The sequence below is a fragment of the Halomonas aestuarii genome (assembly GCF_001886615.1).
Taxonomy (GTDB): Bacteria; Pseudomonadota; Gammaproteobacteria; order Pseudomonadales; family Halomonadaceae; genus Halomonas; species Halomonas aestuarii.
Genome location: NZ_CP018139.1, coordinates 100892 through 125359 on the forward strand (window position 1 = coordinate 100892; position 24468 = coordinate 125359).

At 68.5% G+C, this 24468-nt stretch carries 28 protein-coding genes, 4 tRNA genes and 1 riboswitch; of the genes, 22 read left to right on the forward strand and 10 right to left on the reverse strand.

The features are described from left to right. Positions 1-32 precede the first annotated feature (32 nt). Both BOX17_RS00405 and BOX17_RS00410 read right to left on the reverse strand, forming a co-directional pair. The gene (locus BOX17_RS00405; RefSeq protein ID WP_071941536.1) at positions 33-347 is read right to left on the reverse strand and encodes an HlyU family transcriptional regulator; all 315 of its coding nucleotides are present in this window, start codon (positions 345-347) and stop codon (positions 33-35) included. A 51-nt stretch (positions 348-398) separates the two neighbouring features. Then, positions 399-1619 carry an argininosuccinate synthase gene (locus BOX17_RS00410; protein WP_071941537.1) on the reverse strand — a complete coding sequence of 407 codons (1221 nt, stop codon included), beginning with the start codon at positions 1617-1619 and terminating at the stop codon, positions 399-401. A 146-nt stretch (positions 1620-1765) separates the two neighbouring features. On the opposite strand from BOX17_RS00410, the gene rnt reads away from it, so the two are divergent. After that, the gene (rnt, locus tag BOX17_RS00415) at positions 1766-2431 is read left to right on the forward strand and encodes a ribonuclease T (protein WP_071941538.1); all 666 of its coding nucleotides are present in this window, start codon (positions 1766-1768) and stop codon (positions 2429-2431) included. 86 nt (positions 2432-2517) lie between these two features. Here rnt and grxD read toward each other — a convergent pair whose 3' ends face one another. After that, a complete protein-coding gene (gene grxD / locus BOX17_RS00420) occupies positions 2518-2868 on the reverse strand; it encodes a Grx4 family monothiol glutaredoxin (protein ID WP_071941539.1) in 351 nt (116 codons plus the stop codon). A gap of 163 nt (positions 2869-3031) precedes the next feature. Here grxD and argF point away from each other — a divergent pair, with 163 nt between their 5' ends. The 7 genes from argF to BOX17_RS00455 all read left to right on the forward strand — a co-directional run bounded on the left by argF (position 3032) and on the right by BOX17_RS00455 (position 9076). Next, positions 3032-3952, forward strand: a complete 921-nt coding sequence (gene argF, locus BOX17_RS00425; RefSeq protein ID WP_071941540.1) for an ornithine carbamoyltransferase — start codon at positions 3032-3034, stop codon at positions 3950-3952. 103 nt (positions 3953-4055) lie between these two features. Next, positions 4056-4361: a hypothetical protein gene (locus BOX17_RS00430; RefSeq protein ID WP_071941541.1), complete on the forward strand. Its 306-nt coding sequence runs from the start codon at positions 4056-4058 to the stop codon at positions 4359-4361. Between the two features lie 76 nt (positions 4362-4437). Further along, positions 4438-4560: riboswitch (TPP riboswitch) on the forward strand. Positions 4561-4621: 61 nt separating this feature from the next. Then, entirely contained in the window at positions 4622-5722 is a 1101-nt protein-coding gene (gene thiO / locus BOX17_RS00435) for a glycine oxidase ThiO (protein ID WP_071941542.1), read from the forward strand. Continuing rightward, positions 5719-5928 carry a sulfur carrier protein ThiS gene (thiS, locus tag BOX17_RS00440; protein WP_071941543.1) on the forward strand — a complete coding sequence of 70 codons (210 nt, stop codon included), beginning with the start codon at positions 5719-5721 and terminating at the stop codon, positions 5926-5928. Before thiO ends, thiS begins: the two co-directional genes overlap by 4 nt. Continuing rightward, positions 5928-6728: a thiazole synthase gene (locus tag BOX17_RS00445; RefSeq protein WP_086830670.1), complete on the forward strand. Its 801-nt coding sequence runs from the start codon at positions 5928-5930 to the stop codon at positions 6726-6728. Before thiS ends, BOX17_RS00445 begins: the two co-directional genes overlap by 1 nt. Before the next feature lie 165 nt (positions 6729-6893). Continuing rightward, complete coding sequence (locus BOX17_RS00450) at positions 6894-8030, forward strand: alcohol dehydrogenase catalytic domain-containing protein (RefSeq protein ID WP_071946516.1); 1137 nt, start codon at positions 6894-6896, stop codon at positions 8028-8030. Continuing rightward, the gene (locus BOX17_RS00455; protein ID WP_071941544.1) at positions 8027-9076 is read left to right on the forward strand and encodes a proline racemase family protein; all 1050 of its coding nucleotides are present in this window, start codon (positions 8027-8029) and stop codon (positions 9074-9076) included. The genes BOX17_RS00450 and BOX17_RS00455 overlap by 4 nt, the downstream gene beginning before the upstream one ends. Positions 9077-9132: 56 nt before the next feature. Here BOX17_RS00455 and BOX17_RS00460 read toward each other — a convergent pair whose 3' ends face one another. The 3 genes from BOX17_RS00460 to BOX17_RS00470 form a co-directional block, all read right to left on the reverse strand. Next, positions 9133-10239, reverse strand: coding sequence for a Glu/Leu/Phe/Val family dehydrogenase (locus BOX17_RS00460; RefSeq protein ID WP_071946518.1), 1107 nt, complete (start codon positions 10237-10239; stop codon positions 9133-9135). A 160-nt stretch (positions 10240-10399) separates the two neighbouring features. Beyond that, positions 10400-11500 carry a DUF4236 domain-containing protein gene (locus BOX17_RS00465; protein ID WP_071941545.1) on the reverse strand — a complete coding sequence of 367 codons (1101 nt, stop codon included), beginning with the start codon at positions 11498-11500 and terminating at the stop codon, positions 10400-10402. A gap of 168 nt (positions 11501-11668) precedes the next feature. Further along, positions 11669-11744 (reverse strand) — tRNA-Ala (locus BOX17_RS00470). A gap of 222 nt (positions 11745-11966) precedes the next feature. Between BOX17_RS00470 and uvrY the strand changes: the two genes are divergently transcribed. The 8 genes from uvrY (at position 11967) to nadB (ending at position 18354) form a co-directional block, all read left to right on the forward strand. Further along, complete coding sequence (gene uvrY / locus BOX17_RS00475) at positions 11967-12614, forward strand: UvrY/SirA/GacA family response regulator transcription factor (RefSeq protein WP_071941546.1); 648 nt, start codon at positions 11967-11969, stop codon at positions 12612-12614. Positions 12615-12682: 68 nt separating this feature from the next. Beyond that, positions 12683-14497, forward strand: a complete 1815-nt coding sequence (gene uvrC / locus BOX17_RS00480) for an excinuclease ABC subunit UvrC (protein ID WP_071941547.1) — start codon at positions 12683-12685, stop codon at positions 14495-14497. A 66-nt stretch (positions 14498-14563) separates the two neighbouring features. Further along, entirely contained in the window at positions 14564-15115 is a 552-nt protein-coding gene (gene pgsA / locus BOX17_RS00485; protein ID WP_071941548.1) for a CDP-diacylglycerol--glycerol-3-phosphate 3-phosphatidyltransferase, read from the forward strand. Positions 15116-15175: 60 nt separating this feature from the next. Beyond that, a tRNA-Gly gene (locus BOX17_RS00490) sits at positions 15176-15250 on the forward strand. A gap of 133 nt (positions 15251-15383) precedes the next feature. Continuing rightward, positions 15384-15457: transfer RNA gene (locus tag BOX17_RS00495), tRNA-Cys, on the forward strand. Between the two features lie 32 nt (positions 15458-15489). Continuing rightward, positions 15490-15576: transfer RNA gene (locus BOX17_RS00500), tRNA-Leu, on the forward strand. Between the two features lie 58 nt (positions 15577-15634). Beyond that, the gene (locus BOX17_RS00505; RefSeq protein WP_071941549.1) at positions 15635-16777 is read left to right on the forward strand and encodes an FUSC family protein; all 1143 of its coding nucleotides are present in this window, start codon (positions 15635-15637) and stop codon (positions 16775-16777) included. Continuing rightward, positions 16774-18354, forward strand: coding sequence for an L-aspartate oxidase (gene nadB / locus BOX17_RS00510; RefSeq protein WP_071941550.1), 1581 nt, complete (start codon positions 16774-16776; stop codon positions 18352-18354). The genes BOX17_RS00505 and nadB overlap by 4 nt, the downstream gene beginning before the upstream one ends. Before the next feature lie 55 nt (positions 18355-18409). Here nadB and BOX17_RS00515 read toward each other — a convergent pair whose 3' ends face one another. Next, positions 18410-18808, reverse strand: coding sequence for a hypothetical protein (locus tag BOX17_RS00515; RefSeq protein ID WP_125925485.1), 399 nt, complete (start codon positions 18806-18808; stop codon positions 18410-18412). Then, positions 18768-19061: an FAD assembly factor SdhE gene (locus tag BOX17_RS00520; RefSeq protein ID WP_071941552.1), complete on the reverse strand. Its 294-nt coding sequence runs from the start codon at positions 19059-19061 to the stop codon at positions 18768-18770. The genes BOX17_RS00515 and BOX17_RS00520 overlap by 41 nt, the downstream gene beginning before the upstream one ends. A gap of 202 nt (positions 19062-19263) precedes the next feature. Between BOX17_RS00520 and BOX17_RS00525 the strand changes: the two genes are divergently transcribed. From BOX17_RS00525 to lapB, 3 genes are read left to right on the forward strand one after another with little or no spacing between them, the layout of a single operon-like run. Further along, positions 19264-19560, forward strand: coding sequence for an integration host factor subunit beta (locus tag BOX17_RS00525; protein ID WP_071941553.1), 297 nt, complete (start codon positions 19264-19266; stop codon positions 19558-19560). Between the two features lie 51 nt (positions 19561-19611). Then, positions 19612-19917, forward strand: coding sequence for a lipopolysaccharide assembly protein LapA domain-containing protein (locus tag BOX17_RS00530; RefSeq protein WP_071941554.1), 306 nt, complete (start codon positions 19612-19614; stop codon positions 19915-19917). Continuing rightward, positions 19918-21102: a lipopolysaccharide assembly protein LapB gene (gene lapB / locus BOX17_RS00535; RefSeq protein WP_071941555.1), complete on the forward strand. Its 1185-nt coding sequence runs from the start codon at positions 19918-19920 to the stop codon at positions 21100-21102. It abuts the gene before it with no gap. 7 nt (positions 21103-21109) lie between these two features. Here lapB and pyrF read toward each other — a convergent pair whose 3' ends face one another. Beyond that, positions 21110-21811, reverse strand: coding sequence for an orotidine-5'-phosphate decarboxylase (pyrF, locus tag BOX17_RS00540; protein WP_071941556.1), 702 nt, complete (start codon positions 21809-21811; stop codon positions 21110-21112). Positions 21812-22025: 214 nt separating this feature from the next. Between pyrF and BOX17_RS00545 the strand changes: the two genes are divergently transcribed. Beyond that, the gene (locus BOX17_RS00545; RefSeq protein WP_071941557.1) at positions 22026-22304 is read left to right on the forward strand and encodes a ComEA family DNA-binding protein; all 279 of its coding nucleotides are present in this window, start codon (positions 22026-22028) and stop codon (positions 22302-22304) included. Positions 22305-22417: 113 nt separating this feature from the next. Here BOX17_RS00545 and BOX17_RS00550 read toward each other — a convergent pair whose 3' ends face one another. Further along, positions 22418-23179 (reverse strand): SDR family oxidoreductase, encoded by a 762-nt coding sequence (locus BOX17_RS00550; RefSeq protein WP_071941558.1) that lies wholly within the window; start codon positions 23177-23179, stop codon positions 22418-22420. A 219-nt stretch (positions 23180-23398) separates the two neighbouring features. On the opposite strand from BOX17_RS00550, the gene BOX17_RS00555 reads away from it, so the two are divergent. Both BOX17_RS00555 and BOX17_RS00560 read left to right on the forward strand, forming a co-directional pair. Beyond that, entirely contained in the window at positions 23399-23923 is a 525-nt protein-coding gene (locus BOX17_RS00555; RefSeq protein ID WP_071941559.1) for an FxsA family protein, read from the forward strand. Positions 23924-24135: 212 nt separating this feature from the next. Further along, positions 24136-24429: a co-chaperone GroES gene (locus BOX17_RS00560; protein ID WP_071941560.1), complete on the forward strand. Its 294-nt coding sequence runs from the start codon at positions 24136-24138 to the stop codon at positions 24427-24429. Positions 24430-24468: the final 39 nt, after the last annotated feature.

Below are 24468 nucleotides of genomic sequence, written 5' to 3' on the forward strand. Positions count from 1 at the left end.
TCCCCCCACCGGGAGCCATCATGAGGGAGGGATCAGCGCGGCTCGAACATGTCGTCGCCGACCTCGTCGATGAAGCGCTCGGCCTTGCTGACCATCAGCTGGTCGCAGGCCTCGCGTCCGGCCAGCATGTCGGAGCGCTCGAAGCGATGCTCGAGCATCTCGCCGGCCTGTCCCTCGGACGAGGGCACCGGCTTGCGGATCCAGCCGCTGACGCGATACTGCCCTCCCGCGTCGGCGGGCTCGGAGACGATCAGGTAACCCTTGTATTCCACCGGATCGGCGGCGGTCGCGCCCTTCGGCTCGCCCTTTTCACCACCGAACAGGCCGGATAGCAGCTTCTTCAGCATGGAACCTCCTGGAAAGGAAGACGCCGGCACGGGGCCGGCGTCGGGGGAGCCTCAGTCCTGGCGGCGACCCTTGCCGGCAGCGATCCGCAGGCGCAGGGCGTTGAGCTTGATGAAGCCCTCGGCATCCTTCTGGTCGTAGGCGCCGGCATCGTCCTCGAAGGTGGCGATGGACTCGTCGAACAGCGAGGCGTCGGACTTGCGACCGGCCACGACGGCGCTGCCCTTGTAGAGCTTCATGCGCACCACGCCGGAGACGTTCTGCTGGGTCTCGTCGATGGCAGCCTGCAGCATGCGACGCTCCGGGCTCCACCAGTAGCCGTTGTAGATCACCTCGGCATACTTGGGCATCAGCTCGTCCTTGAGGTGAGCCTCCTCGCGGTCAAGGGTCAGCGACTCGATGGCGCGGTGGGCGCGCAGCATGATGGTGCCCCCCGGGGTCTCGTAGCAGCCGCGCGACTTCATGCCCACGTAGCGGTTCTCGACGATGTCGAGGCGACCGATGCCGTTGTCGCCGCCCATCTTGTTGAGCTTCTCCAGTACCTCATGGGGCCTCATCGGCTCGCCATCGATGGCCACGATGTCGCCCTTCTCGAAGGTCAGCTCCACGTAGGTCGGCTGGTCCGGGGCGGCTTCCGGCGAGACGCTCCAGCGCCACATGTCCTCCTCGGCCTCGGCCCAGGGGTCCTCGAGGATGCCGCCCTCGTAGGAGATGTGCAGCAGGTTGGCATCCATGGAGTACGGCGACTTCTTCTTCTTGGAGGAGAAGTCCACCGGGATGTCGTGCTGCTCGCAGTAGGCCATCAGCTTCTCGCGGGAGTTGAGGTCCCACTCGCGCCACGGCGCGATCACCTTGACGCCCGGCTTCAGGGCGTAGGCGCCGAGCTCGAAGCGGACCTGGTCGTTGCCCTTGCCGGTGGCGCCGTGGGAAATGGCGTCGGCGCCGGTCTGGTTGGCGATCTCAATCAGGCGGCGGGCGATCAGCGGGCGCGCGATGGAGGTGCCGAGCAGGTACTCGCCCTCGTAGATGGTGTTGGCGCGGAACATCGGGTAGACGTAGTCGCGCACGAACTCCTCGCGAAGATCCTCGATGTAGATCTCCTTGACGCCCAGGGCCTGGGCCTTGGCACGTGCGGGTTCGACCTCCTCGCCCTGGCCGATGTCCGCGGTGAAGGTCACGACTTCACAGTCATAGGTCTCCTGCAACCACTTGACGATGACGGACGTGTCCAGGCCGCCGGAATAGGCGAGCACGACCTTCTTGACATCGGACATGCTGAGGCTCCTCTAGGCTAACGATCATGAAGGGGTGGGATTATAGCGCGGCGAGCCTCCAGCGAATACCGGCGACGGGACTCGCCGCGGCCAAGCTGGTAGACTTTCGCGGTCCAGAGACAGATGGCCCAGACAAGGAGAGGTGCATGAGCGAGGCGATGGCCCGCGAACTCATGGCGCAGCGTTTCCGCAGTTTCCTGCCCGTGGTGGTGGACCTGGAGACCGGCGGCTTCAACCCCGCAGGCGATGCGATCCTCGAGATCGCGGCAGTGACCCTGACCATGGACCCGGAAGGCAACCTGCTGCCCGACGCCACCTACGCCTACCATGTCACGCCCTTCGAGGGGGCCAACGTGGAACAGTCGGCGCTGGACTTCACCGGCATCCGCCTCGATGACCCCCTGCGCCAGCAGGTGGCCGTCGGCGAGGCCGAGGCCCTCGGCGAGATCTTCCGCCCCGTACGCAAGGCCATCAAGTCCCATGGCTGCACGCGCGCCGTGCTGGTCGGCCATAACGCGGCCTTCGACCATGGCTTCCTGAACGCGGCCGTGGCCCGCTGCGGCATCAAGCGCAACCCCTTCCACCCCTTCTCGAGCTTCGACACCGCCTCGCTCGCCGGCCTGGTCTACGGCCAGACCGTGCTGGCCCGGGCCTGCCGGGCCGCCGGCATCGAATTCGACAACAGCGCCGCCCACTCGGCCCGCTACGATACCGAGCGCACCGCCGAGCTGTTCTGCGCCATGGTCAATCGCTACAAGGACATGGGTGGCTGGGCCCTGGCCCAGCGGGAGCAGGGGCTGGAAGAGGCCTAGCCCGACGCCTTCACGCCCCCACGACGAAAAGACCCCCGCAGGCCAGGCCTGCGGGGGTCTTCACTGGCGTGCCAGGGGCCGGCGCATCAGGCCTGGGCATCGCCCTCGTTGTCCTGAGTGCGGGCGGCTGCAGCCTTGATCAGCTTCTCCAGCTCGCCGGACTGGTGCATCTCGGCCACGATGTCGCAGCCGCCGACCAGCTCGCCCTCGACCCACAGCTGCGGGAAGGTCGGCCAGTTGGCCACCTTGGGCAGCTCGGCGCGGATGTCCGGGTTGTCCAGCACGTTGACGAAGGCGAAACGCTCGCCGCAGGCCATCAGGGCCTGCACGGTCTGTGAGGAAAAGCCGCACTGGGGCAGCTGGGGGGTGCCCTTCATGTAGATCAGGATCGGGTTCTCGCTGATCTGGCGCTGGATGTTCTCGACGGTAGTGCTCATGACGTCTCCCTTTCTCGCTTGACTGAAGCCCCGGCGGTCTCCGGGCAATACCCGAGTACGCTGGTCGGCCTTGTGGATGAGGGCCATTCTACTGATGCCGGGCGCGTTGCGCATCCCCTGCGGGCTGGCTAGGATGGACGTTTTTTCCCGTGGAGCGACCCCCATGGCCACCCGCCATTTCCTCACCCTGCTTGACCTCAGTCCGGACGAGTTGCGCTACCTGATGCAGCGCGCCATCTCGATCAAGAACGGCCTGAAGACCCACGGGCCCACCTACACGCCGTTCGCCAATCGCACCCTGGCGATGATCTTCGAGAAGTCCTCGACCCGGACCCGGGTCTCCTTCGAGACCGCCATGGCCCAGTTCGGCGGCCATGCGCTCTTCCTGTCGTCCCGCGACACCCAGCTCGGCCGCGGGGAGCCCATCGGCGACACCGCCCGCGTGCTGTCGGAGATGGTCGATGCGGTGATGATCCGCACCTTCTCCCACGAGGGCCTGGAGAGCTTCGCGGCCGCGAGCACGGTGCCGGTGATCAACGCCCTGACCGATGACTACCACCCCTGCCAGCTGCTCGCCGACGTCATGACCTGGACGGAGCTTCGCGGCAGTGTCAAGGACCGCACCGCCGTGTGGATCGGTGACGGCAACAACATGTGCCACTCCTGGATCAACGCCGCACGCCAGTTCGGCTTCCAGCTGCGCATCTGCTGCCCCGAGGGCTACGAGCCAAGCCAGGACATCCTGGCAGCCGCCGGTGACCGGGTGACCCTTGTTCGCGACCCGATGGAGGCCGTGGTGGATGTCGACCTGGTCACCACCGACGTCTGGGCCTCCATGGGCCAGGAGGAGGAGCAGGCGAAACGCGAGGCGGACTTCGCGGGGCTGCAGGTCACCGAGGCGATGCTCGATCGCGCCAGGGAGGACGTGCTCTTCCTGCATTGCCTGCCCGCCCACCGTGGCGAGGAGATCAGCACGACCCTGCTCGATGATCCCCGCGCTGTGGTCTGGCAGGAGGCGGGCAACCGCCTGCACGCCCAGAAGGCACTGATCGAATTCCTCCTGCTGGGGCGGGTGGAGAGCTGAGGGGTCGGGGCCGGCGGGGGCCGCATTAGACCTTGGTATGACATATACCTTCGTCGCATGTATAATGCGCTGCAGCAGAATCCAGCTCAGGAGATGCGGCAGCATGAGACACGAACCCACCAGTACCGACGGGATGCAACGCAGCCTGCGGCAGTGCCTTTCCCACATGGCCGCCATCCTCTACCGCCACGGCCACGTCCTCGAGACGGTCACCGTCCCCCACAAGGGCCTCGACCGCCAGGCCCTGAAGGCCCTCGGCGCGGCCTCCAGCGACTGGCGTCCCTGCCAGCACGTCCTGGAGAGCAGCGAGGCCGCCACCTGGAACGACCAGCAGCGCCTGGTGCTGACCGGGCTCGGCCGGGAACTGCTGTTCGACATGTTCGGCGAGGGTGCCGCCGACTGCGCCTGATCCCCCACCCAGGCCAGGCGTGACGAGGCCCGGGCGCGCAGCCGATTGCGCGCCCGGGCCTCGTTGGTTATGTTGAGGCGACTTGTCGGGGAGCCCCGGCACGCTCGAGGAGTCGTGCACGGGGGCTGAGATCGGTACGGCCGAACCCGTTGAACCTGATCAGGTTGATGCCTGCGGAGGGAACAAGGGAGTGTCACGCCAGCCTGCCCCTGCGTTCATCCAGCCTGTTCCGTCTTGTCGCCTGCTGGATGGATACCGCCTTGACCCGATCCAACGATTGCACCATTGCCGTGGCCGGCGCCGGCCTGCTGGGCCGCCTGGTCGCCTGGCAGCTGCTGCGCGACGGCCATGCCGTCACCCTCTATGACGCCGGCGACCTGGACCGCCCCCCCGCCGCCGCCTGGACGGCGGCCGGCATGGTCGCCCCGCTGTGCGAGACCGCGGTCTCCGAGCGCAGCGTCTACGAGATGGGGCGCTTCGCCCTGACCCAGTGGCCGCGCTGGCTCGACGCCCTCGACGCCAGCGGCCTGTGGCATCATCAGGGCAGCCTGATGGTGGCCCACGCCCAGGACATGGGGGAGCTCACCCAGTTCCGTCGCGACCTCGCCCACGTCCTAGACGGGGAGCCGCCCTGCCAGACGCTCGACGACGCCGAGATCCACCGCCTGGAGCCCGACCTGGCGGCGAGCTTTCGCCAGGGCCTCTACCTGCCAGACGAGGCGCACCTGGACAACCGCGCGCTGCTCGTTCGCCTGCTGGCCGAGATCCGCCGCCTGGGCGGAACCTGTCACGCCCACTGCCCCGTCTCGACCTATCTCGGCGAGGTCGAGACCCGCGACGGCCGCCGCGCCTTCGATCTGGTCGTCGACTGCCGCGGTACCGGCGCTCGCCAGCACCACCCCAGCCTGCGCGGCGTGCGCGGCGAGACCCTGCACGTCCAGACCGCGGAAATCCGCCTCTCGCGCCCGGTGCGCCTGATGCATCCGCGCTACCAGCTCTACGTGGTGCCCAAGCCCGACCAACGCTTCGTCATCGGGGCCACCCAGATCGAGAGCGAGGACCGCTCACCAGTCTCGCTGCAGTCCTCGCTGGAGCTCGGCAGCGCCCTCTACACCCTGTCACCGGCCTTCGCCGAGGCACGCATCCTGGAGCAGGGGGTCAACCTGCGCCCCGCCTTCCGGGACAACCTGCCCCATGTCACCCGGCGCGACGGGCTGATCACCGCCAACGGCCTGTTCCGCCACGGCTACCTGCTGGCCCCGGCGGTGGCCTGCCACCTGCTGGCCACGATCCGCGGCCGGGGCGAGCAGCCCTTCGCCGAGACCCTGGCCACGCCCCCGCCCCAGGAGAGCGCCGCATGACCGAGATCACCCTGAGCCTCAACGACGAGACCACCCGGCTGCCCGCCGGCACGCCGCTGGCCACGGCCCTGCAGGCTTGGCGCTGTGCCGATCGGCGGGTCGCGGTGGCGATCAACGGCGAGTTCGTGCCCCGTTCAGCCTACGCCGAGCGGGTACTCGAGGACGACGACCGCATCGATATCGTGGCCCCGGTGGGAGGCGGCTGATGGACAACCGACACGACGACACCCTGACCCTCTACGGCGAGGCCTTCACCAGTCGCTTCCTGCTGGGCACGGCCCTCTATCCCTCGCCCGCGGTGATGCAGGAGGCGATCCTTGCCGCCGGCTGCGAGATGGTCACCCTGGGGCTTCGCCGCCAGAACCCCGCCGAGGGCGACGGCGACGCCTTCTGGCAGATCCTGCGCGACAGCGGCTGTCGGCTGCTGCCCAACACCGCCGGCTGCCGGACGGCCCGGGAGGCCATCACGCTGTCCCAGATGTCCCGCGAGATGTTCGACACGCCCTGGATCAAGCTCGAGGTGGTCGGCGATGACTACAACCTGCAGCCGGACCCCTTCGGCCTGCTGGAGGCCGCCCGGGAGCTCATCGACCAGGGCTTCAAGGTGCTGCCCTACTGCACAGACGACCTGGTGCTCTGCCAGCGACTGCGCGACGCGGGCTGCGAGGCGCTGATGCCCTGGGGCTCGCCCATCGGCACCGGCCGCGGGCTGATGAACCGCTATGCCCTGCGGACCCTGCGCGAGCGGCTCGACGTACCGCTGATCATCGATGCCGGCCTGGGGGCACCCTCCCAGGCCGCCGAGGCCATGGAGATGGGCTTCGACGGGGTCCTGCTGAACACCGCCGTGGCCCGGGCCCATCGGCCGGCGCTGATGGCCGAGGCCTTCGCCGGCGCGATCGACGCCGGGCGCAGCGCCTATCGCGCCGGGCTGATGCAGCGGCGCCAGACCGCGAGCCCGTCCACGCCGACGGTGGGCCAGCCCTTCTGGCACCGCGACGGCTGAGGCGCCCGGCCCCGATTCACGCCCCCTTCTCCCGACGGGCACGACCGCGTCGGCAAGGGCGCTGAAAGGGATGACGTCGAGCCGGGGAAGTCTGCTATCGTCACCTCGAATCCCGACCCCGATGACAGGAGGTAGCCCGTGAGCAGCGAGAGCATTCCCGAGACCATGGCGGCCATGCTGCTGACCGGGCATGGCGGCGTCGACAGGCTGGTCTATCGCAAGGACGTGAGCGTGCCGCAGCCCGGACCCGGCGAGGTGCTGGTGAAGGTCACGGCGACCGCGAAGAACAACACCGACCGCAAGGCGCGCGAGGGCCTCTACCCCACCAAGGACAAGGGCGAGGTGACCTCCTTCGCCATGGGCGGCTCGCCGACCCTGACCTTCCCGCGCATCCAGGGGGCCGACATCGCCGGCCGCGTGGTGGCGGTGGGCGACGGCGTCGCGCCCTCGCGCATCGGTGAGCGGGGGCTGCTCGACTTCAACCTCTACGCCGACCAGCGCCCCGACATCAACCTCACGCCGGACTACTACGGCCACGGCGCCGACGGCGGCTTCGCCGAATATGTCGCCGTGCCGTCCGGTCAGTTCCATCACGTGCCCAACCCCGAGCTGGCCGATGCCGAGCTGGCGGCCATGGGCATGTGCTCCTACCAGACCGCCTACCACATGATGACCTCGGCCCGCGTCGCCGCGGGCGAGCGGGTGCTCGTCACCGGGGCCAGCGGCGGCGTGGGCACGGCGCTGATCCAGCTGTGCCGGATCGTCGGCGCCATCCCCTACGCCGTGAGCCAACCGGATAAGGCCGATGCCCTGCTGGCGCTGGGCGCCGAGGCGGTCATCGACCGGGGCGACCTGCCGACCTTCGTCGACCGGGTGCTCGAGGCCACCGCAGGCGCGCCCATCGACGCGGTGATGGACCTGGTGGGCGGGGAGATGACCGACCGCTTCATCGACACCATGATCGTCGACATGGCCGGGCGGGCGACCTATCCGCGGCTCTCCATCGCCGGCGCCAGCGGCGGGAACCTCAGCGAGATCATGTGGACGCGCATCTACCTCTACCAGGTGCAGATCTTCGGCGTCTCCCACGGCACCCGCGAGGAGGCCGAGCAGCTGGTGGCGTGGATACGTGCGGGCCAGCTCAGGCCCGTGCTGCATGCCGCCTTCCGGCTCTCCGCGCTCCACGAGGCGGAACGCTACTTCGTCAATCGCGGCAGCAACTACCTGGGGAAGATCGTCATCGTCCCCGACAGCGAGTGGGCCGAGCATGGCGCACCCTACGCCCTCCAGGAGCAACCATGACCCCGTCACTGACCCTACAGCTGATCGATACCCATGCCGGCGGCGACGTCAGCCGCATCGTGGTCGGCGGCATCATGCCGTTGCCCGGCGCCACCGTACGCGACCAGATGCACTACCTGCGCGACGACGCAGACGGCCTGCGTCGGCTGCTGCTGGAGGAACCCTACGGCATTCCCGAGATGTCGGTGGACCTGCTGGTGCCCGCCAGCGACCCCGAGGCCGTGGTGGGCTACATCATCATGGAGGTGATGGGCTATCCGATCTATTCCGGCTCCAACACCATCTGCACCGCCACGGCGGTGCTGGAGAGCGGCCTGGTGCCCAAGCAGGAGGGACGCCAGAACTTCAAGCTCGAGTCCCCGGCCGGGCTGGTGCAGATCGAGGCGCTGGTCGAGAACGGCGTGGTGGAGGCGATCACCTGTGCGGGGCTGCCGAGCTACATCGACACCTACCGCGACAGCATCCATGTGCCGACCCTGGGCGACGTGACCTACTCGGTGGCGTACAGCGGCGGCTTCTACGCCCTGGTGGACGCCAGCGAACTGGGCTTTTCCCTGGTGCGCGAGGAGGAGCGGGCACTGGCCGATTGCGCCCACCGGATCGTCGAGGCAATCCAGGCCGAGCGCGGCTTCTCCCACTACACCCTTGGTGACGTGGGACCGCTGCCCTTCCTGCATTTCATGGGGCCCGTCGAGCAAGTCGCCGATGGCTACTATCGCTCCCGTTCGACCACCTACGTGCACCCGGGCGTGATCTGCCGCAGCACCACCGGCACCGGCACCTCCGCCCGGCTGGCCCTGATGCACCATGAGGGGCGCATCCAGCCGGGCGATCGGCTGGAAACCATCTCGCTCCGCGAGACCGGCTTCATCGGCGAGTTCACCGGCTCCCACCAGGAAGGCCCCCACCGGGTGGTAGAGAACACCATCACCGGCAAGAGCTACGTCCTGGCGCACTCCGACATCGTGGTGAACTGCGAGGACCCCATGGTGGAGTGCGCCGGCCTGCACCACATCCTCACCGCGGGCCAGGCCGACTCCGACTGAGCGGCTCTCGCACCCAACCCGCGCCGCCGGCCGGTCCCTGGACCGGCCGCCTGCTTTCAGCAGGTCCGGCGATAGCGCATGGCGGCCAGGACCCGCTCCTTCGCCAGCGCCACGGCGGCGTCGCGGGGCAGCACCTGGCCCTGCTCGGCCCGGCGCAGCACCGCCGCGACATTGGCCCGGATCTTCTCGGCGATGGTCTCGAGGGCCTCGCCCTCGCGACCGCCGTGATACTCGAGCGCCGCGCAGATCACCCCGCCGGCATTGACGATGAAGTCCGGCAGCACCAGCACGCCGCGTTCGGCGAGCCGCCGCTCGGCGCCCTCGGTCAGCGGGATGTTGGCCCCTTCCACCACGACCCGGGCACGCAGACGCTCGACGTTGCCCTCGTGGATGACGTCGGGCCGCGCCGCGGGGATCCAGATGTCGCAGTCGACATCGATGATGGCGTCACGTGGCCTTGACTCCCCGTCCGGGAAGTCCGCCACCGACCGGCCCTGCCGCTTCCAGTCGATCAGCGCCGGCACATCGAGGCCCTCGGCACGGAGCAGGCACCCCGTGGAATCCGAGGCCGCCACGATCCGGGCTCCCCGTTCGGCCAGGTGGCGGGCGGCATGCATGCCGACCGCCCCGAACCCCTGCAGGGCGACGCGAGCCCCGGCGACCGGGACGGCCCCGAAGGGCTCGGCCGCCTCGAGGGCGACGGCCAGCCCGAACCCGGTGGCCCCGATCTCGTCCAGCGGAATGCCGCCGATCTCCCGGGGCAGCCCAACGGAACGGCCGATCATGTCGTGCACCCAGGCCATGGCGGTCTCGTCGGTGCCCATGTCAGGCCCCGGGATGTAATCCCGCACGTCCTTCAGGGCATGGGCGTAGGCGCGTACCAGCCTCTCCTTGTCGGCGACCGCCATCCCGGGATCGGCGAAGATCACCGCCTTGGCACCGCCGTGAGGCAACGAGGCCGCCGCGTTCTTGAGGGTCATGGCACGCGCCAGTCGCGCGCACTCCGCCAGGCTCACGTCGGGCGCCATACGCGTCCCGCCGATGGCCGGCCCCGCCGCCACGTTGTCGACCACCAGGATCGCCCGGAGCCCGGCGGCCGGGTCATGCAGGTAGAGGACCTTCTCGGGTCCCAGATCGTCGGCAAGCTCGAAGGCCTCTTCCATCACCGTCTCCCCCATCGTCACGTCCCTGTCGTCAAGCTAGCAGGGATCGTCCGGGTCGGAAGGCCCGAGCGCCTCGCCCGGGCGAGACGCGGTGCGACGGCGACGCCGCCTTGACCTGGATCAACCCCCGAGCCGTTGCCCTCCCCGGCTCGGGGGTCGCCTAGCGCCAGCGCCAGTCGGGCGCGAAGGGTTCGATGACGCGGAAGTCACCGGTGCGGGTGATGTCACGGCGCAGGGTGAAGGCCTTCATGGCCTCGCCGGGATCGAGCGCTTCCAGGCGGTCGAAGTCGAGCCGCTCCCACTGCTCGCGGGTGACCTTGACGCTGAAGAGGTAGGAGGGAGAGGCGTCTCCGTCGGAGGAATCGGCGACGGGCCGATAGCCGGACAGCAGGACGAGCTCGGTCCGCGGCAGGCGCGCGAAGACCGCGCCGAGCACACGAAAGGCCACGCCATGCAGGTACGCCTGATAGAGCTGGCGTTGCCGAGTGGCCGTGAGCCGGTGGGGCGTCAGCTTGATCCGCTTGGCGGGCATGCTCCAGTGGCGGTCGGGCAGCTCCTGCTCACCGGGCAGTTCGATGTCCAGGGCGATGGTGCGACAGTCGTCCACCAGCTCGAAATCGATCAGCGTCTCGCGAGGCCAGTCGATCTCCTCCAGGCGTTCGGTGAGGGTCTGCTGCATGGCGTCCGGGTCCTCCCAGGTCGCCTCCTCCTCGCGCTGCTGCCGCTGGAACTCCTGGGCATCGAACTCGGCCTTGCGCCACTCCCAGGCCCGATAGGCCTCGGCGTGCTCGGCCTGGCGCCGGGCATTCTCCTCCTGCAGGCGCTGCCGGGCCGGGCCCCAGACCCCCTGCCACCAGGACGGCCGCTCCAGGATGACCGGGATGGGCGGCGGCTCCGGATAGCTGCGAGGCTCATACCCGATGGCATCCGGACAGGGCGTCTGCTCGTGCAACCGACCGAGCCGGTCGAGGCTGGCATTGAGACGCTCGCAGTGCGCCTGGAGGGCGTCGCGCAGCTCCTCCTCGGCATCTCGACGCAGCGCCCGGGCCTCGGCGGCGGACATCCGGGTGCCATCGCCGTGCCGGTAGCGGATCTCCCCGCTGGCGGTGATCTCGAGGTTCACCGGCTGCCCCTCGCCCTCCCCGCGCCCGACCACCAGCTCGATGCCCGGCGGGCCGACCGAGAGGCCGGGACGCAGCCGGGTGCTGATGAGCCGCACACCGGGTGCGAGACGAATGCGACGCTGGAAGCGGTACTCCACGGTGATCTCCCCGACGGTCTAGAGCTATAGCGTACTTTAGCGCTTATGGATCCTGATGGAAGCGTGGCGTTGGTGAGCGCGTTCCATGACTCGCGGGCAGGCCGACGAGTGCCCACGCGAAAACGCCGCCGGAAGCATGGCTTCCGGCGGCGTTTGCGTGATGTTTCATGGTGGAGCCTAGCGGGATCGAACCGCTGACCTCAACACTGCCAGTGTTGCGCTCTCCCAGCTGAGCTAAGGCCCCACTGCGTCCCGCCTTGCGAGAACGGGGCGTATCATACGACGCGCCCTGCCCCCCGTCAAGCCCCGAACGGGAACTCGTTTCTACTCCCTTGTACCAATTACACTTAGGAGCAGAATGTGCCACCCTAGCCACATCATGAACGAGCCGGTCGAATCAGGGCGCGCCGTTATCTCGCAGGCGTCCCGAGTCGATAGTTGTCCACCATCATTCAGGAGCGTCCGAGTGATCAGGGTTCTCGTCGCCGATGACCACCACCTGGTGCGGACCAGCATCGCCCACCTGCTGAATGCCGAGCGCGGGATTCGCGTGGTCGGCGAGGCCTCCAACGGTGAGGATGCGATCACCATGGCTCGCAAGCTCGAGCCGGACATCGTGCTGATGGATATCCGCATGCCCGGCATCGGCGGCCTGGAAGCCACGCGCAAGATCCACCGCTTCGCCAGTGACATCCGCATCCTGGTCCTGACCGCCTTCATCGAGGAGACCTTTGCCCAGCGCCTGCTCGAGGCCGGGGCCCACGGTTTCATCAGCAAGGGCTGCCAGCAGGACGAGATGGTCGAGGCCATCCACTGCGTGTTCGGCGGCAAGCGCTATGTCAGCCCCGAAATCGCCCAGCGGCTGGTGCTGTCGCGCATCGACGCGCCGGACAACCCCTTCGACCAGCTCTCCCAGCGCGAGCTCCAGGTGGCGATGATGGTCGTCAACTGCCAGCGGGTCGCCGACATCGCCGACCGCATGTTCCTCAGCCCCAAGACCGTCAATACCTACCGCTACCGGATCTTCGAGAAGCTCGGGGTGGCCTCCGACGTCGAGTTGACCCATCTCGGCCTGCGCCACGGCCTGGTGGACGGGTTCACCGAGGCCGATTGAGCCCCTTGCCGCCCGGACGATTCTGTTAGGATGGCGGCTCCGCCATCCTCTTCCGGCACGCCGCGACCATGAGCTTCGATTCCCGCGACTTCCTCGGCAGCGTCAGCGAGTCACCTGGGGTTTACCGCATGCTCGACGAGCAGGGCGAGACCCTCTACATCGGCAAGGCCCGTCGGCTCCGGGCACGCCTGGCCAGCTACTTCCGCGGCGCGTTGAACACCAAGACCCAGGCCCTGGTGGGCCGGATCGCCGATATCCAGGTCACGGTGACCAACAGCGAGACCGAGGCGCTGCTGCTCGAGCAGACGCTGATCAAGGAACTGCGTCCGGCCTACAACATCCTGCTGCGCGACGACAAGTCCTACCCCTTCGTCTTCGTCACCGACCGCCACCCCTTCCCGGCCCTGGAGTACAAGCGTGCCCGGGTGCGCCGTGACGACGGGCGCTATCTGGGGCCCTACCCCAGCAGCGGCGCCGTGCGCGAGAGCCTGTCGCTGATGCAGAAGATCTTCCGCATCCGCAACTGCGAGGACAGCGTCTTTGCCCACCGCACGAGGCCCTGCCTGCAGTACCAGATCCACCGCTGCAGTGCACCCTGCGTAGGCTACATCAGCGAGGCGGACTATCGCCGCGACCTGGAGCATGCGGTGATGTGCCTGGAGGGCAGGAGCGAGGCGGTGACCCGTGAGCTGACCGAGGCCATGGAAGCCGCGAGCGGCCGCCTGGACTTCGAGGAGGCCGCCCGGCTGCGCGACCAGGTCCAGCACCTGCGCCAGCTCCAGCAGCGCCAGTTCGTCGACACCGGCGGCGGCGATGCCGATGTCTTCGCCCTGGCGAGCCGGCCCGGGGCGCTGTGCATCTCGGTGCTCACGGTGCGCCAGGGCCGCCTGCTGGGGGCCCGTCACCATGCTCCCGCCAACGGGCTGGACCTGGGGCCCGAGGCCCTGCTCGGCGACTTCATCAGCCAGTTCTATCTGGGCCAGGCGCGGGAGATCCCGGCCGAGGTGATCACCAGCCACCCCGTGCCGGATGCCGACCTGATCGCTCGGGCGCTCGGCGAACGGGCCGGCAAGCGCATCCGCCTGACCGACCAGGTGCGCGGCCACCGGGCGCAATGGCGCGAGCTGGCCCGCACCAATGCCGAACAGCAGCTGGCCAGCCAGCTGGCGAGCCAGACCCAGCTGTCGAAGCGCTTCGAGGCGCTGCGCGAGACCCTCGACCTCGAGAGCACGCCACAACGGCTGGAGTGTTTCGACATCAGCCACAGCCATGGGGAGGCCACCGTGGCGTCCTGCGTGGTGTTCGACGAGGGTGGCCCGCGCAAGTCCGACTACCGGCGCTTCAACATCGAGGGCGTGGCGGCCGGCGACGACTATGCCGCCATGCGCCAGGCCCTGACCCGTCGCTTCAAGCGCCTGGCCGAGGGGGAAGGCGAGCGGCCGGACATCCTGATCGTCGATGGCGGCAAGGGACAGCTGAACATGGCCCGCGAGGTCTTCGCCGAGCTCGGCGTCAGCGGCGTCACGCTGCTCGGCGTGGCCAAGGGCACCACCCGGAAAGCGGGCCTGGAGACGCTGTTCGTCGAGACCGTCGATCGCAGCCTGGACCTCGATGGCGCCTCCCCCGCCCTGCACCTGATCCAGCATATCCGTGACGAATCGCACCGCTTCGCCATCGCCGGCCACCGGGCACGGCGGGACAAGACCCGGCGCACCTCGACCCTGCAGGACATCCCCGGGGTCGGCCCGCGCCGGCGCCGCGAGCTGCTGCGCTTCTTCGGCGGCCTGCACGGCGTCAAGCAGGCCAGTCGCGAGGAGCTGGCCCGGGTCCCGGGCATCAGCGCCACCCTGGCAGAGACGATTCATCGCGCCCTGCATGGATGAGCCGGGCCCGGGCGGATAGAATGAGGGGATTTCCCGGCACCCCCAAGGCAAGGAACGCAGCTCTCGATGAACATACCCAACCTCCTCACCCTGGCCAGAATCCTCTTCATTCCGATGCTGGTGGTGCTGTTCTACCTGCCCTTCAGCTGGAGCATGCCGCTGGCTGCCGGCATGTTCGGCCTGGCCGCAGTGACCGACTGGCTGGACGGCTACCTGGCCCGGCGCTGGGACCAGTCCACCCCCTTCGGCGCCTTCCTCGACCCGGTGGCCGACAAGCTGATGGTCGCCGTGGCCCTGGCCCTTCTGATCGAGCGCTATGACGCGGTCTGGCTGACCCTCCCGGCGCTGGTGATCATCGGCCGCGAGATCGTGATCTCCGCCCTGCGCGAGTGGATGGCCGAGATGGGCAAGCGTGGCCAGGTGGCGGTCTCCTGGATCGGCAAGGTCAAGACCACGCTGCAGATGATCGCCCTGCTGGTGCTGCTGGCCTTCGCCCCCGGTAGCCCCATCGCCCTGCTGGGCGTGGTGACCCTCTATGTGGCCGCCCTGCTGACGCTCTGGTCGATGATCCTCTACCTGCGGGCGGCCTGGCCCCACCTCAGCAGCTCCATGCGCTGAATATTCACGAAAAGTGTTTGACAGTCACCGACTTATCCGTATAATTCGCACTCGAGTCAGGCGGGAATAGCTCAGTGGTAGAGCATCGCCTTGCCAAGGCGAGGGTCGCGAGTTCGAATCTCGTTTCCCGCTCCAGACTCGAAGAGCACCAAAGCTGAGTCAATGCGTGCGACAGCGAGGGTCGCGAGCCGGAACGCCGGTTCGACTGATGGCAGCCCCATCGAATCTCGTTTCCCGCTCCATTCCCCACGAATGGCACGACTCATGAGGCTGGATGGCAGAGTGGTTATGCAGCGGACTGCAACTCCGTGTACGCCGGTTCGATTCCGACTCCAGCCTCCATTATTCCCCAGCTGCCCGCTCGGAACCGTGCCGCCCGGATGGCGAAATTGGTAGACGCAAGGGACTTAAAATCCCTCGGTGGAAACACCGTGCCGGTTCGAGCCCGGCTCCGGGCACCAGCTAACCCGCACCCTTCCGGCAAGCGTCGGGCGTGACCCTCCAACGGGACGCCATGTCATGATCCTGCCGCGCCTGCGCGACCCCTACTTCAACTATCAGCACCGTCGCAAGCTGCACGTGCTGCGCGTCGTGCTGGCCCTCTGCATCACCTTCGGCATCATCGAGTTCTTCGCCATCCAGCACAGCGGCTGGGCCCTGGTCAGCACCGTCATGGTGATGGGCAACCTCCCGCACATCGGCGGCGTGCTCGACAAGGGGCGCCAGCGCCTGCTGGGGACCGCGCTCGGTGCCGGCTGGGGCCTGTTGCTGATCCTGCTGCCGCTGACCTGGCCGCCCCTCGTCCCCATTGCCACCCTCGCCGGCATCGCCGCTGCCACCTGGTTGACCTTCGGCAACCGTCACGGCTACAGCGGCCTGATGTTCGCCATCAGCCTGCTGCTGGTGGTCGGCGACGGCACCAGGGAACTCGATATCGGCATGTGGCGAGCCTTCGACGTGCTGCTCGGCACCCTGGTGGGCATCACCGTGACGGTGCTGGTGCTGCCCCAGAAGGCCACCGACATGATGCGCTTCATGATGGCCGACAACCTGGACCGCATGGCCCGTCTCTATCATGCTCACACCACCGCCACCGCCGCCTCGGACATCGACAGCCGCGAGCTGCTCAAGGCCACCAGCAGCGTGCTGGTCAAGCAGCGCGGCCTGGTGGACGCCATCCACCGAGAAAGGCGACTGAACCGCCAGGAGCTGGATGACCTCATCTCGCTGCAGCGGCGCATGCTCTCGACCATCGAGCTGTTGCTCGAGACCCACTGGACGAGCCGCGACGGGCACGATCACATCGAGGCCATGACCGGACTGCGCGAGGAGCAGCACACCCTGGCCCGCGGCATCGGCACCCTGGCCTTCCAGGTTCGCACCGGGCGGCCGGTCGACGTCTCGATCACCCGCTTCGAGCTGGAGCGTCACGCCGAGCTGGCCGCCAACGCCCGGACCAGCGACGGCAGACGCCTCTTCAGCCCCGGCGGCTATCTGTGGCTCAATCGGGAGCTGGCACGCCTCACCGCCGACCTGACCCGGCGCCTCGGTGACCTGGAGCGCCTGCCCAGCCGGCGACTGCGACGCCGGGCGCCCGACCACGGCCTCACCGACACCCCATCGGCCGCCGGGGACCATCACGCAAGAAGGAAAGGCAGATGACGGACAGCGAGCATGACGTGCTGGTCATCGGCGGCGGGGTCGCCGGACTGGTGCTGGCACTGGAAGTGGCCGATCATCGCCGGGTCACGCTGCTGCGACCGACCAGCGACGACCAGGGAGCCAGCCGTTGGGCCCAGGGGGGCATCGCCGCCGTGCTCTCCCCCCAGGACGACATCGAGGCCCATGTCGCCGACACCCTGGTGGCCGGCGATGGCCTGTGCGACGAGCGGGCGGTCCGCTTCACCGTCGAGCAGGGGCCGGCCGCCATCGAGTGGCTGCTGTCCCTCGGCGTCCCCTTCACGCCGGATGCGAGCCCCGACGCCGGCTACCCCTACCACCTGACCCGGGAAGGCGGTCATGGCGCCCGCCGCATCATCCATGCCGACGATGCCACCGGCCTTGCCGTGGTCGAGACGCTCAGGCAGCACGTGGATGCCCACCCGGGGATCACGCTGCGCGGCGACCTCACGGCCATCGGCCTGATCGGCGATGTCGCCGGCCGCTGCCGGGGCGCGCGCTGCCTGGACACCCACGGCCGCCTGCACGAGCTCACGGCCGAGGACACCGTGCTCGCGACCGGCGGCGCCAGCGGCCTCTATCGCCACACTACCAGCCCCCAGCCGGCCAGCGGCGAAGGGATGATGATGGCCGCGGAGCTCGGCGCCGAACTGATGAACCTCGAGTTCCAGCAGTTCCACCCGACCTGCCTCTACGACCCCGAGGGCCCGGCCTTCCTGGTCAGCGAGGCCGTGCGCGGCGAGGGAGGCCTGCTGCTCAACGCCGCCGGCGAGCGCTTCATGCCGGCGGTGGACCCCCGGGCCGAACTGGCCCCCCGCGACGTGGTCGCCCGGGCCATCGATGCCGAGATGCAGCGCACCGGCACCGATCATGTCTTCCTGGACATCCGCCACCTCGGCGAGGGCGCCATCCTCCGTCACTTCCCGACCATCCACGCCCACTGCGCCAGCCGGGGGCTGGACATCGTCCACCGTCCGATTCCCGTGGTGCCGGCCGCCCACTACAGCTGCGGCGGGGTGAGCACGGACCTCGAGGGCGCCACCACGGTGCCGGGGCTCCATGCCATCGGCGAAGTCGCCTGCACCGGCCTGCACGGCGCCAACCGCATGGCCAGCAACTCGCTGCTGGAATGCCTGGTGTATGCGCGCAGCTGCGGCCAGCGGCTGCGCACGGCCCGGGGCCGGGCAGACGCCGACCTGGTGCCGAGGCACTGGGGCACGCGGGTGGTGGACCCGGAGGCCGTCGCGACGATCCGCGAGGAGATGCGCCAGCTGATGAGCGCTCGCGTGGCGATCGTGCGCACCGACCGCGGACTGGATGAGGCCGCCCGGGAGCTTGGCGTGCTGTACCAGGACCTCGCCCTGCGGGTGCGGGAGGCCACCCCGTCTGTGGCGCTGTCGAACCTCTGGCATGCCCTACGCCTGGCGCGACTCACCGTGGCCAGCGCCCGGGCGAGAAGGGAGTCCCGTGGCCTGCATTACAACCCGGATTGCCCGGTCCACGCCGAGGCGAATCCGCACCCCTCGCGGATCCGGCTTGAGGACCTCGAGACGCGGTGAGCTACCCCGCCCCGCGTCCCCGGGATGACGAGGAGGCCGTTCAGTTCCATTCAGTTCAGGGCAGGGGAAGCAGCGCCCGGCGCAGGCGCCGCAGGGAGTCGGGGTCGCTGCTGTCCGGCCAGAGCCACAGGCGGCGCCCGTCGAGTTTCAGCCCGATCAGCCAGGGCCCCAGATAGTCACACCGCAGTGTGACCGGCCGCCAGGGCCGGGTCCCGTCGTCTCGCCAGGAAAAGCTCGTGCCGCCCGTCGCCGTCGGGGTGACGAGCAGCTGGCCATGGCAGCGGCGCCGAGCGACGGTCGCCATCACCCCGGCGAGCATGCCCACCGCGAGGATGCCGGCCCACGGGGGAGCCACGCCGACCACCAGGGCGGCGGCCGCCGCGGCGACCAGCCCCTGGGCCGCCAGCGAGAGCCTAGAGGTTGCGATAGCGATCGTTGTCGGTGGTCTCGGCATGGTCGACGATCATCTTGACGATGCGACGCCTCGCCGGATCCTCGGGCCACTCACGACGCATCAGCCAGACGAACAGGTCCTGGTCCTCCTCGTCGATCAGCGACCGGAATGCCGCCTGGTCCGCCTCCTCCAGGTCGCCATAGCACTGGTCGAGGAAGGGAATCAGCAGCAGGTCCAGCTCCCACATGCCGCGACGGGAGTGCCAGTAGAGGCGCTTGCGAAGGGCGGCTTCCGGAGACGAATCGTCGTTCAAGGTCGGCCTCGTTGGGTCGGATGGATGTGGCGCCAGTATACCCGAGCCCCCTCCCTACCGGCAGCCCACTGCCCCCTCTCGCCGCGCCGGTTCGTGAAAAGGTCGTAGTGCGTTGTTTTCTCGAGACTTGCACAGTATGCTTTGGAAAAACAACAACGCCGGGATCGCGCCGACCCAGGCAGGACCGCACGGAGACGAGCCGATGACCAAGTCCGAACTGATCGAACAGATCGCCATGCGACAGCCAGAGCTGTCGGTCAAGGAGGTCGAGGCCGCGGTGCGCCTGATCCTCGACGACATCACCGACACCCTGGCCGAGGGAGGACGCGTGGAGATTCGCGGCTTCGGCAGCTTCTCGCTGCACTACCGGGAGCCCCGGGTCGGCAGGAACCCCAAGACGGGGGAACCGGTCGCACTCGAGGGCAAGTTCGTGCCACACTTCAAGCCCGGCAAGGAGCTGCGCGAACAGGTGGATGCCAGCCGCGCGCTCGGCTACTGAACGGCGACCAACGACCGCCGTCTCTCCTTCAACCGACACGGGAACATGCACATGCGTTGGCTCAAAGGCCTGATCCTGGCCATCATCCTGCTGGCGGTACTGCTGATCGGCATCCTCTTCGCCGTCAACAACCAGCAGGCCCTGCCCCTGAACCTCATCTGGATCGAGCTGCCAGCCGTCTCGCTCTCCGTCTGGCTGCTGGCCGCCCTGGCCGTGGGCGTGCTGCTCGGCATGCTCGCCATGAGTGGCGTCTACCTGCGCCTGCGCACCCTGCTGACCCGTGCCCAGCGCCACAACCAGCAGCAGCGCAAGGAACTCGACCGTCTGCGCGTCCAGGAGATGAAGGAACTCCCCTAGATGCCCGATGTTCTCCTGCTGGCCCTGCTGGTGGTGGCAATCGCCACCGGCTGGTGGCTGGGCCGACGGGAACGGCGACGTGTAGGCGAGGCGTCAGCGCCGCCGGCGCTGTCGAGGGATTATTTCGTCGGCCTCAACTACCTGCTGAACGACCAGCAGGACCAGGCCATCGAGACCTTCATCGGCGCGCTGGAGGTGAACAGCGACACCGTCGAGACCCACCTGGCCCTGGGCAACCTCTTCCGCAACCGGAGCGAGGCCGATCGGGCGCTGAAGATCCACCAGAACCTGCTCGCCCGCCCGACGCTGACTACCGACCAGAGCGAGCGTGTCCAGCTCGAGCTCTCCCGGGACTTCCTCGCCCTGGGCCTGCTCGACCGTGCCGAGCGGCTGCTGCAGAGCCTGCTGCACGACGGGCAGGACGACGAGCTGCGCGGCTCGGCCAGGCGGCTACTGGTCGACCTGCTCGAACGCGAGCGCGAATGGCAGGCCGCGCTGGAGGTGGCCCTGCCCAGGCTGACCCGCCAGCATGATGACATCCGCCGCGCCGCGGCCCACTGGCTCTGCGAGCTGGCCGAGCAGGAACGCCACTCGGCAAGCCCCGTGCTGGCCAGACGTCACCTGCGTCAGGCACTGGCCACCGACCCCCGCTGCGTGCGCGCCAACCTGTTGCTGGCCGCCATGGAGCAAGACACGGGCCATTACCGGCAGGCCATCAAGCTGCTGCGACGCGTTCCCGACCAGGATCCGGCCTTCACCTCTACCCTGCTAGACCCTCTGGCCCACGCCTACCGGCTGCTGGACGACGAGGAGGGGTTGATCCAGTGCCTGAGGGAGCTGCTCGAACAGGCCCCCTCCACCGCGGTGATCACCCTGCTGGCCGAGACGCTGCGCCACCACCAGGGCAACGATCAGGACGCCCTCGCGCTGATCCGCGAGCAGCTCGAGCGACAGCCGAGCCTCGAGGCGCTCCACTACCTGCTGACGCTCTATCGGCGACACGACCAGGCAGAGGACGACGAGCGCATCGCGCTGCTGGAGCGCCACACCCTCAGCCTGGTCAGCGCCCATCCCCGACATCGCTGTCGACGCTGCGGCTTCGCCGCCGAAAGGCTGCACTGGCAGTGCCCGCGGTGCCGAAGCTGGGGCACCATCAAGCCGATCGATCGTCCCGACGGGGACTAGTCTGGCCTCAGACGGCGTCGAGCTCCGCCTCGATGGCCGTCAGGGCCGCCATCGGATCCTCCGCTTGGGTCACGGGCCGCCCCACCACCAGGTGCGTGCTGCCGGCCCGCAGGGCCTCGGCAGGGGTCATCACGCGCCGCTGGTCCCCGGCGGCGGCAAAGCTCGGGCGGATGCCGGGCGTCACCTTGAGGAAGTCGGTGCCGCACAGCGCCTGCAGGCGACGAGCCTCCTGGGCCGAACAGACCACGCCGTCCATGCCGCTGTCGCGGGCCAGCGCGGCCAGGCGCTCGACCTGCTCGGCAGGGGTCGATGACACTCCCACCTCGACCAGGTCGGCCTGCTCCATGCTGGTCAGCACCGTCACCGCGATCAGGTGTGTCGTCAGCCCATGGCGATCCAGCCTCTCCCGGGCGGCGGCCATCATCCGCCTTCCCCCGGCGGCATGCACGTTCACCATCCATACCCCCTGGTCGGCCGCGGCCTGGACCGCACCCGCCACGGTGTTGGGAATGTCGTGGAACTTGAGGTCCAGGAACACCTCGAAGCCGCGACCATGGAGGGCCTCGAGGATCTCCGGGCCACTGCGGGTGAACAGCTCCTTGCCCACCTTGAGCCGGCAGCGGGCGGGATCGAGGCGATCGGCCATGCACAGGGCGGCATCCAGGGAGGCATAGTCGAGGGCAATGATCAGGGGAGAAGCGGTGGACACGGTCGGGCTCCTGGCAGGATGAAGGGACTGGGCCAGTATATCAGCCATGGCCTACGCCGCAGGTCGTCGAAATCGCCGGGAGGCTGACGGCCATGGCTGACGCCAGGTCGCCGTGATCGATGACGAAGGGATCGCGAGTGCCGCACTAGCTTGAAGGAGCAGGCCGGCCCAGGGTGGTGCCGGCCACTGCCCACCGGACTCGAGGAGAGCCATCATGAAGACCGCACTCAAGCACGGCCTGTCCTGCCTGCTGCTGGCGATGCTGCTCGGCATCGCGCCCCTGACCCTCGCCCAGGAGATGGAACCGATCAACGTCAACTCCGCCGACGCGGCACTGCTGGCCGAGCTGCCCGGCATCGGGCCGAGCAAGGCCTCGGCGATCATCGAGGACCGCCAGGCCAACGGCCCCTACGAGAGTGCCGCTGACCTGATGCGGGTGAGCGGCATCGGCGAGGCCACGGTGGAGGGACTCGCCGACCAGGTGACGTTCTGATCGCTCCTCGCCACCGGTCACGCCAGGACGCCGGCCGATCGCGTGCCGGCGTCCTCGGGGCCTCGAGCCACCGCTAGCCTGGCCGCCCCGGGGTCGGCCTCATGAACGAGACGCTAGAGGCGCAGCCCCCCGTCGCACTCGATCACGCGTCCAGTGAAGTACTCGTTGGTCATGATGAAGGCCACGCTCTCGGCGATGTCCTCGGGCTGGCCGAGACGCCTCAGCGGCACCCCCGAGGTCAGCTTCTCGAGCATGTCCTCGCGCATAGAGGCGGTCATGTCGGTCTCGATGAACCCCGGCGCCACCGCGCCCACCCGAATGCCGTAGCGTGCAAGCTCCGCCGCCCAGGTCGTGGTCAGGGCCACCACGCCGGCCTTCGCCGCGGCATAGTTGCTCTGCCCCATGTTGCCGGCCCGCGAGATGCTCGAGATGTTGACGATCACGCCCTCGTGCCCCGCCTCGATCATCTGCGTGGCGGCCTCCCGGCCGCACAGGAAGACCCCGGTAAGGTTGACATCGATCACCTGCTGCCACTGCTGCAGGGGCAGGCGCTTCTCCACCTTGCCGTCCTTGGCCTTGACCAGCAGCCCGTCCTTCACGATCCCGGCGTTGTTGACCAGACCGTGAACCGGCCCCAGTGCGTCCAGGATGTCGCGGAAGGCCTGCTGCACCGAGGCCTCATCGGCCACGTTGACGATGAAGCCGCGCGAGGCGATCCCGTCAGCGTGCAGGCAGGAGACGGCCTCGTCCAGGGCATCGCCATCCATGTCCATCAGGGCGAGGCGCGCGCCCTGCCGGCCGAGTCGCTGTGCCATGGCCAGGCCCAGGCCGCGGGCGCCGCCGGTGATGGCGATGACGGTGTTGTCCAGTTTCATGTGGCTTCTCCAAGGGCATAAACACGCGATGCCAAGGCAGGTCGGTGCGGCCTCCGATCGAGTATCTTGCACCGCCTCATATAACCTAATGACATCGTGCTCATCGCCAGACTAACGGAGCCTGGAAGGATATTCCATCGCGTCGATTCCACGCCCTGTCGGCTTGAATTCTGCCTTACAGCCCCCATCACCTGCGGAACTGACATCTGCGGAGCCATCATGCCCTTTCTCGTCATCTTTTCCCTCTTCGCCCTGCTCGACTTCGTCATCCTCTTCTCTGTCGGCAGCCAGATCGGCCTGCTGACCACGCTGGTGCTGGTGCTGGCCACCGGCTTCATCGGCCTGCACCTGATCCGGCGGGAAGGCGTGGCCACCTTTGCCCGCGCCCAGGAACGCATGGCCCAGGGGGAAATCCCCTCGGGCGAACTGCTGACCGGTGCCGCCCTGATCTTCGGCGGGGCCCTGCTGATGGCCCCCGGCTTCCTCTCCGACGCGCTGGGCTTCATGTGCCTGGTGCCCGACGCGCGGCGACTGCTGGCCAAGTCGCTGACCTGGCTGGGGGTGCGCATGAAGGGTCTGCACGTCCAGGCCGAGACCTATCGTCCTCGCCAGGGGTCCGATGCCGACTGGCAGCAGGCGGGCCCCCAGTGGGAGTCCGCGGCAGACCGGGAGGGCGGCCAGGGAGCCTCCGGCGGCGACCGTCCCCTCGAGGGCGAGTTCATCTCCCGCGATGACGCGCGCTGATCGGGGCGCAAAAAATTTTCATGCGGGGCCTTGAAAGCCCCATGCCGAACCCCACTTATCCGACAGCATCAGGATTCGGTCCGGGGGGCTCCCCTCGGGCCATCGACAAGGAAGGCGTCCATCGCCTCCACCCCGCAGCGAGACTGCGGGTTGATGATGAAAACCGCCGGGGCAGCGTCCCGGCACAGCAAACCATCAGGAGAACGTGAGCAATGAACATCCGTCCCTTGCACGATCGCGTCGTGATCCGTCGCGTCGAAGAAGAACAGAAGACCGCTGGCGGCATCGTGCTTCCGGGCAATGCCCAGGAAAAACCGACTCGTGGCGAGATCCTCGCCGTCGGTAACGGCCGGATTCTCGACAACGGCGATGTCCGCCCGCTGGACGTCAAGGTCGGTGACACCGTGATCTTCAAGGAAGGCTTCGGCGTCGAGAAGCAGAAGATCGACGGCGAGGAAGTCCTGATCATGAGCGAATCCGACATCCTGGCCGTCGTCGAGGGCTGAGGCCGGACACGACCCGCAACCGTTCGATTCTGACGTTCA